6 protein-coding genes and 1 pseudogene are annotated in these 10,153 nt (G+C 67.0%); all 7 read left to right on the forward strand.

All coding sequences use genetic code 11. The features are described 5' to 3' along the window. The first annotated feature begins 141 nt into the window (after positions 1-141). The 7 genes and pseudogenes from P8R42_24130 (at position 142) to P8R42_24160 (ending at position 10,153) form a co-directional block, all read left to right on the forward strand. Positions 142-2,184, forward strand: coding sequence for a DUF1566 domain-containing protein (locus P8R42_24130; protein ID MDG2307686.1), 2,043 nt, complete (start codon positions 142-144; stop codon positions 2,182-2,184). A gap of 287 nt (positions 2,185-2,471) precedes the next feature. Beyond that, positions 2,472-2,645, forward strand: a complete 174-nt coding sequence (locus P8R42_24135) for a hypothetical protein (GenBank protein ID MDG2307687.1) — start codon at positions 2,472-2,474, stop codon at positions 2,643-2,645. A gap of 241 nt (positions 2,646-2,886) precedes the next feature. Beyond that, complete coding sequence (locus P8R42_24140) at positions 2,887-3,900, forward strand: hypothetical protein (GenBank protein ID MDG2307688.1); 1,014 nt, start codon at positions 2,887-2,889, stop codon at positions 3,898-3,900. A 6-nt stretch (positions 3,901-3,906) separates the two neighbouring features. Then, a complete protein-coding gene (locus P8R42_24145; GenBank protein ID MDG2307689.1) occupies positions 3,907-5,964 on the forward strand; it encodes a serine/threonine-protein kinase in 2,058 nt (685 codons plus the stop codon). Positions 5,965-6,028: 64 nt separating this feature from the next. Further along, positions 6,029-8,284: a hypothetical protein gene (locus tag P8R42_24150; GenBank protein ID MDG2307690.1), complete on the forward strand. Its 2,256-nt coding sequence runs from the start codon at positions 6,029-6,031 to the stop codon at positions 8,282-8,284. A 213-nt stretch (positions 8,285-8,497) separates the two neighbouring features. Beyond that, positions 8,498-9,805: a hypothetical protein gene (locus tag P8R42_24155; GenBank protein ID MDG2307691.1), complete on the forward strand. Its 1,308-nt coding sequence runs from the start codon at positions 8,498-8,500 to the stop codon at positions 9,803-9,805. 84 nt (positions 9,806-9,889) lie between these two features. Beyond that, positions 9,890-10,153 (forward strand): annotated as a pseudogene (locus P8R42_24160) (transposase).

A 10,153-nucleotide genomic window follows, 5' to 3' on the forward strand; every position in this document is an offset into this window, starting at 1 on the left:
CCCGCGGGACCGCATGTGGCCCACTCATGGCTCCTCCATAGTACTTCGAGTCTTGTCTGCATGTCCTGAGGTTTCCAAAAGCGTCGCTCTTCCTGAGCGAAGTCTCTTGGGAGTTGCCGGCACCGAACCCAGGAGCCCCCGATGCCTCAGAAGTCCCTCCTCCGTTTTTTCGCTCTCTCGGCATTTTCCTCCCTCGCGATCCTGTTGTGTCTGAGCGTGTGGCCCGGCCGGGCGCTTTCGGCGGCGTCGGACCCGGGCGCGGGCGGGTTGCAGCAGTTTACCTCGGCGGGCCACGCGCTGGGCTTCGAGGACGGGGGCTACTTCACGTCGAACGGCACCTACGCGTTGCGCGTGCGTTTCGAAGGCGCGCCGGACGCGGGCGCGGCGGGCGAGCCGGACGAGCCGGCCGGCGCGGCCATGGCGGGTGCACTCGGCGGTGCGGCGCCGGCGCTGGAGCGGGTGTCGTACCAGGGGGTGTGGCCGGGAGTCGACGTGGAATACGACGCGCCCGCGGGCGCGATCGCGCGCAGCACCTGGACGGTGGCGCCCGGCGCCGACCCGGGCGCGATCCGCCTGCGCTACAACCGCCCGGTCGAGTTGACCGCGGCGGGTGAATTGCAACTTGGTTTCGAGACCGGGGTACTGACCGAGAGCGCGCCGATCGCGTGGCAGGATATCGACGGCACGCGCCGGCCGGTGGAGGTGGCGTTCGCGGCGCTGGAGAGCGACCTGGTGGGCTTCGCGGTGGGCGACTACCGCACCGACCTGCCGCTGGTGATCGACCCTACGCTCGTCTGGAACACCTTCCTGGGCGGCAGCGGATTCGACGGGGCCTTGGCCATCGCGGTGGACGCGAGCGGCAACGTCTACGTGGGCGGGTACAGCGAGGCCACCTGGGGCAGCCCGGTGCGGGCGTATTCGGGCGACGGCGATGGGTTTGCGGCCAAGCTCGACGCCTCGGGCACGCTCCTCTGGAACACCTTCCTGGGCGGCAGCGGATACGACACGGCCTCAGCCATCGCGATGGACGCGAGCGGCAGCGTCTACGTGGGCGGGAACAGCCACGCCACCTGGGGCAGCCCGGAGCGGGCGTATTCGGGCGACGGCGATGCGTTTGCGGCCAAGCTCGGCGACCCACCGTCCACGACCGACCAGGCGGTCCTCGGCAAGTCGTTCTGGGTGAGGGACGCGACGGGGGGAAGTGACCCGCAGGCGCGGCAGGTGGGCTTCCATGCAAAGGAGCGCGGCTCGTCGCATACGATCGTGGGGGATCCGGCAGTCGACGGGGCGACGCTGGAGATCATCGCGAACGGGACGAACGCGACCAGCCAGACGTTCAACCTGCCGGCGTCGGGGTGGCGCGAGCGCGACGGTGGCTCGCGGTTCACGTACCGCGACCCGAAGGGCACGAACGGTGCGGTGACCAAGGCGCACATCCGGCGGTCGCGAGGCGGGAAGTTCAGCATCCGAGCCGTGATCGACGGCCAGAAGGGCACGGTCGACGTGGTGCCGCCCGACGACGGCACGGACGCGTACGCGCTGCTGACGATCGGCGGCGGCGACCGGTACTGCGTGCAGTACGGCGCCGACGGCCGGGTGCGCAATCGCGGAGCGGTTTCGTTCCGGGTCGACAAGCCGACGTCGGAGGGCTGCCCGGTGCCGGCCGACCCGTGCGTTGCCGATCCGTCGTTGGTGTGGAGTGAGAACGGCGACGGCACGGCGACGCAGTGCTCGTCCGGTCTCGTGTGGGAGATGAAGACCGACGACGGGACGATCCACGACGTGGACGACAAGTACACTTGGTCAACGAACTCTCCCTGGGACTTCGACGGCACGGCGAAGACGGTGTTCATCGACGGGTTGAATGACGTCTCGGGCGGGGGCGCGGCCTGCTTCGCGGGACACTGCGACTGGCGACTGCCGACCATTGAGGAGCTGTCGGGGCGTTCGGACTCCGGCACGGCCACGGGGGGAATCGTGGACCTGAGCGCGGGGTCTTGTGGCGGTGGGAGCGGTGCCTGTACGACGATTCCGGGCGAGACCGTCTCGTCGTTCTACTGGTCGTCCTCTACCAACGCGGGCTTCCCGAGCTTCGCGTGGGACGTGTACTTCCTCAATGGCGGCGTCGGCAGCGTCTTCAAGGACGGCGTCATCTACGTTCGTGCCGTACGCGGCGGCCCGTGACTTGATGATTGGACCCTTTGTCCTTTGACCCTTTGATTCCGGGGGGCGGCGTGAGCCGTCCCCCGGTTTTGAAAGGTGACACAATGGCCAGGGACCTGAGCTGAACGAAACGCTGCTCGGCGGAACGATCGCAGAAGCCTCGATCCGGCTGCCGTTTTCGGACCCGAAGCGGCCGCGGCGAAGCCGCCGGGCGACCGCGGGTCATCGCTGACGTCCAGCTTCCCAAGCTGGATGTCGGGGGGTTGTTGCCGATCGTTCGTGTCCGGGACGATTCCACCGCGAGATCGATGTCTATCCGAGACGCTGGCCGGTTGTTCGATGAAGTCGCGGAACTCGCCAGTGACTTCTGCCGCGCCCGGCCCGCCTCCGAACCCCAACCCGTCCGGCGCAGCGAACGTCTCCTCGAACACGAGCGCCTCGCGTGCCGGATCCACGTAGCCCTGCCGTGGAGCCACACGTAGGCCGTACGCCGATCGTCGCGTCGCCGGTCGGCCGGGAAAAAGGACTGGGGAGTCTCGAACGCTTCCGCTTTGCCATTCTCGAACGAGTGTTCCATACGCGAGGGGCTCTCGGATGTTCAGGGGACTGAGCGTCGGCCGTCTCGAGAGGCTCCGTCTCGTAGCGCCGTCTCTTCCGAGCCCTCCCGGTAGCGGCGATGGCGCGGAGATCGGCCGTCCCGTACCTCTCCTTTCGGGGATGGGAATGAAGAACCGAATGTTGGCGATCTTGGTCGGGCTTGTAGCAGTGCTGACGTGGGTGGAAGCCCGGGCGCAGGAGAGCGTCGCTCTCTCGACCCCCCCGCCGGTCAGCGGCCGGCGCCTTTCCGATCCGGCGTCGATCCTGCCGGCCGACGTCCTGGCGCGAGCCGAGCTGGTGAGGGGCAACGTCGATCTGATTAGGCGTTACATGGGCAAGCCGCGCTCCAGCGTCCCACTCCTCGAGGTCGAGGGAGCCGCGCCGCGCGAGGTTTATTCCCAAGCGCTGAATCTCGAACGGCGAGCGCACCAACTCGCCTTCGAGCAGGTGCGCGTCGTGCGTCCCGACACCGTGCCACTCCAGCAGGACGCACGGCCCGCTGATGTCTACGCGGTCGTCGACTCGGCGCTTGCCTCGATTCTTCTCGTGAAGGAGGAGCTGGGGATAGACGACCCGGTGGCCGAGCAAAAGCTCCCGGACTCCACCGAACCGAGTGCGGTATTCAACGGTGTCGTGGCGGCCGGAACGGAGGTCGATCAGCTGACGCGCCAACAGACGTCTCCTCGCGACGTCTACCGGCTGGTGACCGAGTCGGTGCACTACGGATCCGCACTGCTCGCCTCTCTGCCGGGCGGCCCGAGGACGCCGGCCGAGCCTGCCTTCGAACCGAATAAGACCCCGGCCGACGTGTACACACGCATGCGTCGATGCTTCGATCTGGTGCGGGGTATCGCTGAGCAAAAAGGCCAGAAGACTCTCCGGTTCGAGTCCGCTCCGACGTCGTTGGCGCTCGTGACACCGAGCGACGTGAGCGACCTGGCGGCGCTGCTCGGCGAGGAACTAGTGCATCTCCACGGGCAGTTCCCGGGTGTATCCGTGCCGCCAAGGGCCTACGACCCCGGTTGGCGGTTCCCTGCACACGTCTACCAGCGCGCCGGCCTGTTGGAGCTCATTTTGGAGCAGATCGCCGCGGTGACGAACGCACGGGAGCAGGCCTCGCCCGCGGCCGGCGACGGCTAGGAGTCCATGGCGACCCAAGCTGAGAGCGCCACTTCGCTGAGGCGTCTTCGCTCGCGAGCGGGCACGCGCATCACCGAAGTCTTGCTCGGGTCGAGCGGGCGCGTCGCGGCGATCGGTCTCGTGACCGCGTGCGCTACGCTCGCCTTCACCGTCTGGTTCCGGGTCTCTCTCGAACATCAGAGTCAGGTCACGGCACCGGCCGCGCGGGCTTCTCTACAGATGCGGTCCGCCGTCAATCGGTCCCTTGCCGCGCTCCGCGGTTGGGTCGCCTATGGGGAGCGGGGCGCGATGGCGGAGAGAGCGCTGGTCTGGGAGGAGCGCCTCGCCCCCGGCATCATGGAGCTACAACGGCTCGCGGAAGAAGCGGACGATACGAAGCTTCTCGAGCAGGTGGGCGTGCTCCAACGAGACCTGCGGGAGCTCGAGCGCATTCAGTGGCTCATCGAAGACGTCGCGCGTCGCCCGGGCAACGAGCCGGCGCGAGTGGAGTACGAGCGACGGCTGGAGCCCCTGCGGCGCAGCCTTCTCCTCGCCCTTCGCGACGTGGTCGAGATGGTGGGCATGCTCGAGTCCGATCCCGCTCGGGTGCGCCTGCTGGTCGACCTCGCACGGTTCCGGGCCGCCTTTACGGAGGCGGATCTCGCACTCGGGGAGCTGCTGGCCCGTGCCAGTGCCGCGCGTGAGCACGAGGTTGCGCGGCTGCTCGAAACGGCCCGCGGGCTCGCCGGCCGGATCGTCGAGGACGCTCCGGTGGCGATCCATGGCGACGCGCTCGACCTGACCCGCTTCTCGGTCCGGGAGTTTCGCGCCTATCGCTTGCAGGTCTCCGAGGTCGTCGCGATCCGACTCTCCCCACGCTGGAACGTAGCGCAGCGGCTCTTCTCGGAAGATGCCCTTCCGCTGGTTTCGCGCGTCAAGGCCCTCGCCGCCGAGATCGCGTCCGAGCAGGCTCGTTCCTCGGCCGAGGCAGCCGCCCGGCTTACCCGCGCGAGCTACGGCGTGATCGCGCTGTCGCTGCTGATGGGTCTGTTGTCGGCCGGGTCCCTTTTCGTTTCGATTCGTCTGCGACGTGAGATGAAGCACGTCGTCGATCGCGCCAGGAAGCTCGGGCAATACGTGATCGATGCCCGCCTCGGTAGCGGCGGCATGGGAGAGGTGTTCCTCGCCCACCACGCGATGCTGCGGCGCCCGACGGCGATTAAGCTCCTGCGCGCGGACAGCGCCGAGGACATCGGCGCTCAGACGCGATTCCGCCGCGAGGTCCAGCTCACCTGCCAGCTGACGCACCCAAACACGATCGAGATCTTCGACTATGGGCGGACGCCCGAGGGCGTCTTCTACTACGCGATGGAGTATGTCGACGGCTTTACCTTGCAGTCGCTCGTCGATCGCACGGGACCAGTCGATCCGGCGCGTGTCGTGCACATCCTCCTGCAATGTTGCGGTTCGCTGGGTGAGGCTCATGCGCAAGGACTTCTGCATCGGGACGTGAAGCCTCGGAACATCATGCTGACGGAACGCGGCGCGGAGTCGGACAGTGTGAAGATGCTCGACTTCGGGCTGGTGCGCGACCTTGGCCAGGGGTTGGCCGACCCGGACCGTCTTGCAGGGACGCCCATGTACATCGCACCCGAAGCAATCCTCTCGCCGGATACCGTGACCGCACAGTCGGACCTCTACGCTCTGGGGGCGGTGGGCTACTTTCTGCTGACCGGGACCGCGGTGTTCTCGAGTGGTCCGATGCTCGAAGTGTTCGAACGACATCTCACGGAAGAGCCCGAGCTACCGTCCGAACGCCTGGGTCGAGATTTGCCGCGCGATCTGGAGACGGTCATCCTCGCTTCTCTGTCCAAGGATCCGGCGGACCGGCCGGCAAGCGCGGTGGAGCTGGCCGAGATGCTCCGCGCATGTGAGGTCGGTGCATGGTCGCAGGCCGAGGCGAAGCTCTGGTGGGAGGAGTTCGGCGAGTCGATCAAGGCCGACGTCTCGAGCGGCGACGAGGAACAAAGCTCGATCCTGGCTTCTGCGATCGAGATCACCGTTGGCGCTTCGAACCACCGATGAGGCTCGGGGTTTTGCGGGGATGATTCCGTCCGGGTCGAGTACACGCGGTGCCGTATGGGCTTCCATGGGTGTCTCCATGGTCATGATCGCTCAGCAACTCGCGGGCAAGGCGCTCCGCGATGGTTTCTTCTTGTCGCACTACGAAGCCAGCTCGCTGCCCTTGGTCATGGCCACGGCGTCCTTGTTGTCCGTCGGTTTGGTGCTCGCGGCCGGACGCCTCTTTAGGAGTGTCGGGCCTTCACGCATCCTGCCCGGGCTGTTCGCCTTGAACGGCGTGTTGTTCGTCTTGGAGTGGGCGCTCTCCGATCGGCTCCCGCGGGTTGCGGCGGCGGCTTTGTTTCTCCACACGACGAGCTTTGGTGCGGTCGTCGTCTCGACGTTTTGGTCGGTCGTGAACGAGCGGTTTGATCCGCACACCGCCAAGCGGGTCGTGGCGCGGGTGGCAGGGGGCGCGACCTTCGGCGGTGTGATCGGCGGCCTGGCGGCCTGGCAGGGGGCATCGCTGTTGCCGGTTCCGACGATGATCCTCGGCTTGGGCGGGCTGAACCTCCTCTGCGCGCTCGGAGCGAGCAGCATCGGAGGGAGCAATCGTCCGGTCGCCGGCCCGTCCGTCTCGGCCGTGTCGATCCTCGAAGAGACGCCGTACCTACGACAGCTCTTCGGGCTCGTCGCCCTGTGCGCGTTCGCGGCAGCGGCGTACGACTACGTGTTCAAGTCGCAGGCGGCGGCAACCTTCACCTCCGACGCCGAGCTCGTGTCGTTCTTCGCACTCTTCTATCTCAGCGTTTCGGTCGCGACCTTCGTTTTGCACACGCTCTTCGCCAACCGGTCCGTTCGGGTCCTCGGCTTGGGCGTGAGTGTCGCCCTGCTGCCCGGGGCGGCCGCCGGACTCGGCGTCTTTGCTCTATTTGTCCCGGGTCTGCTCTCTGCGGTCGTGATGCGCGGAGGAACCGCGGTCGTCGAGAGTTCGCTGTACCGTTCGGGCTATGAGCTGCTGTACACGCCCCTGTCTCCGGCCAAGAAGCGTCCGACCAAGACGCTGATCGACGTAGGCGCCGACAAGATCGGCGCGGCCTTGGGCGGGGGCTTCGCCTTCTTCGTCCTCGGGATGGTGCCCGACATTGCGACACAGGTCCTCCTGGTGACCGGAGTCGGCGTGGCCCTCGTCGCGTTGTTTGCGACCCGCGCCCTGCAGCGCGGGTACGTGGAAACCTTGGAGTCCAGCTTGCGTCGAGGGACGCTCGCGCCCGAAGACGTCGGGGCGGTAGATCCTTCGACGGCCGAGGTGGTCGCCGAATCCATCGCCGTCATCGATCGGGCGAACGTCATGCGGAGCCTCGAGGCACGCGGTCGTGACGCGCCCGAGCTTGGCGAGGCGCTGGCACGCCTTCGTCGGGAAGCGGCCCCGCACCCCGCTGCGCGGAGAACTGCGCCCGCGCGAACGAACGGCCGCGTGCCTCGCTCGCCCGAGGCCTCCCGGACTTCGGAGGCCGATCGCTTCGTCGAGACCATCGAGGCGCTGCGCACTACGGATATCGAACGGATCACCGCGGCGCTGCGTCGCGCGCAGCCACTGCAAGCTCCCGTCCTTCCTCATTCCATTGCCCTTCTGGCGGACGACCGTACGGCTCACGTCGTCACTCCCTTTCTCGTTCGCGTGGCGCCCGCGCACACGGGACTTCTGCTCGACGCCTTGCTGAGCCCACGGAGCCCGCTGCAGACGCGGCGGCGCGTCTGCGACGTCCTGCGTGCGGTGCCCACTCAACGTACTGCGGACGGGTTCGCACGACTGCTGCTCGACGATTCTTTCGAGATGCGATTCCGCGGTGCCGTCGGACTCCTCGCCGTGCTGCGCGTCAACGGGAAGGTCGAAGTGCTCTCCGACATGCTGTGGAGTGTCGTGACGAGGGCGGCGGAGGATTGTCGTCTCCGCCGGGATCGGCGTCAGGCCCTTCGTGGTCAGCTCGCCTCGGGATCGGCGCTGGCCGAGCGCGAAGAGCTTCGCATCGAAGAAGGGCTCGCGCACGTGTTCCATCTTCTCCTGTGCGTGCTCGATCGCGAGCCTCTGCGCCTCGCCCTCGACGCATTGGCGGAGGATGGCGCCGCGCAACGGGGTACCGGTCTCGAGTACCTCGACCAAGTGCTTCCGGCGGACGTGAAGACAGCGGTCTGGCCTCTGGTGCTCGAGCGCGAGCTTTCCCGGCGGGCGCTTCGTCCGTCTTCGGAGATCCTCACTGACATCGTCGAGCGCGAGGTTCCGCGACGCGTCGATCTGGAGGCCCTGCGACGTCGGATCGACGAGCGCCGCAGCGCGAAGTGACCGCCGAGCTTCGCTGCGACAGCTCGACATCGACGACGTCGCCCTTCCGTCGTAGGCCGACGCTTCGCTTCAGTCGAGCGCGCTCACGATCCCCGAGACGGTGCCTTCGTTCACTTTCGGACCCGGCACCGGGCTCTTCAGCCAGCAGCGCGCCCTACTTCTTCGGCGACGAGCAGTGTCTCGTATGCCAAGCAGCATGATAGGGACGACGGCGTGACCCGACTCGACTACCAGAGCAACCAACCCGGCTACTACCCTTCCGCTTGGCCTGTAGAATGCGGTGGATCTCGGCGGCAGAAGATCGTGGGATCCCCGGGCCCGAACGTGCAGCCCCGGGAGCGCTTGGCCTCGACGACTCGCGACACCGGGGGGTGGCCCGTCATGTTCGTCCAACGTGGTCCTGGCGAGCTCTACGTGCAGGGAGGTGCCGGCCTGCGACGCGGGGAGTTCCCCCCGTACGTGCGGAGAGATGGAGACTCGATGGGGTGGCTCGAGCGCATCGATCCGACGAGCCTCGAAACAATCGCAAGATCCCCGGCGCTGCCGAGCGGCGGCCATCTCTGGTGCGGCGCGGTCGTCGCACACGAGAATGGCGACCTCTACATGGTCAACGGTCGCTTTTGTCACCGGCTGAACGCGGCGTGCGAAGTGATCGCGGAGCGCGAACTGCCGGTGGACGGGCCTTACAACGGATTGCTCGTGATGTCCGACGGCCACCTTGTCATGAAGAACCTAGGGCACCGCCCCGAAGAGCCGTGTCATTTCAGTGTGCTCGAACCCGAGGGGCTCGAGCCTACCTGCGAGGCGTTCGTCCTCGACGAATCCTGCATGGGTCGCTTCTCGGCGGATCGCACCGATGCGGGCGAGTTCATCTACACGACGAGTGCGTCGGAGGTCTTCCGTCTTCGCTACGAGGCGGGACGACTGGCGATCGACCCCAGCTGGCGTGCCAGCTACGTCGTCGCGGGAGAAGATCAGGCCGATGGCTGGGACACCTCCATCGGCTCCGACAGCGTGTGGCTGATGGACATGGGCCGCCCGCCCATGTGGCGAGGTGGTGCGTCCGCGCCACAGCGGGCCTTTCGCTTCTCACTCGCGAATGCTGCGGAGAGGGACGTCGTAGACGTGATCGGTCGCCCCGGCCCGTTCAGCCCTGGCCCGCCTCTCTACGATCCCGATCGCCGCATCCTCGTCGTTTACGATGGCTCGAACGGAGGGGTCGTCGGGTTGCGCTATGAAGGGCCCGGGGCGCTGCATGAGATCTGGCGAAAAGAGTTTCGAAACAACGTGCAGATGATGCTGCATGCGGACACGGGCGAACTGGTAGTCGAGGACGCTCGGGCGGCCGACGCGGGCGGCCAGAGTGAAGCTGTCGTGATCGACGTCGAGACCGGCGAGGAACGCGGTCGTGCCGGTATCGGCTCGGTCGCGACGATGGGCATGTTTCTTTGTCCCGGCTTCGAGCGCGACTTCTACGTCGCGGCTCTGCCTGGCTCGATCGCTCGGGTCTTCGTGGACTGACTACCCTACGCTCCGCCGGGTTGACCCTCCCCCCGAAAACCGGTCCGGCCCGAATGTTAGAGAAGGCCGGTCGGAGAAGGAGGGATCGAGACGGCAAGCAAGCGACACGACGCGGCGCAGATCATCGCGAAGCTGCGCGAGGCCGAGGTTGAACTCGGACGTGGCAAGAAGACTGGCGAGGTGTGCCGGAAGCTCGGCGTGACCGAGCAGACGTACTATCGATGGCGCAAGGAGTACGGCGGCCTTCGGACGGACCAGGCGCTGGACAACGCGATCCTGAAGGAAGCCGCGAAGGGAAACTTCTGAGCCCGCCGAGGAGACGCCAGGCCGTGGATCACGTGCGGAAGA

Source organism: Candidatus Binatia bacterium (assembly GCA_029243485.1).
Taxonomy (GTDB): Bacteria; Desulfobacterota; Binatia; order UBA12015; family UBA12015; genus VGTG01.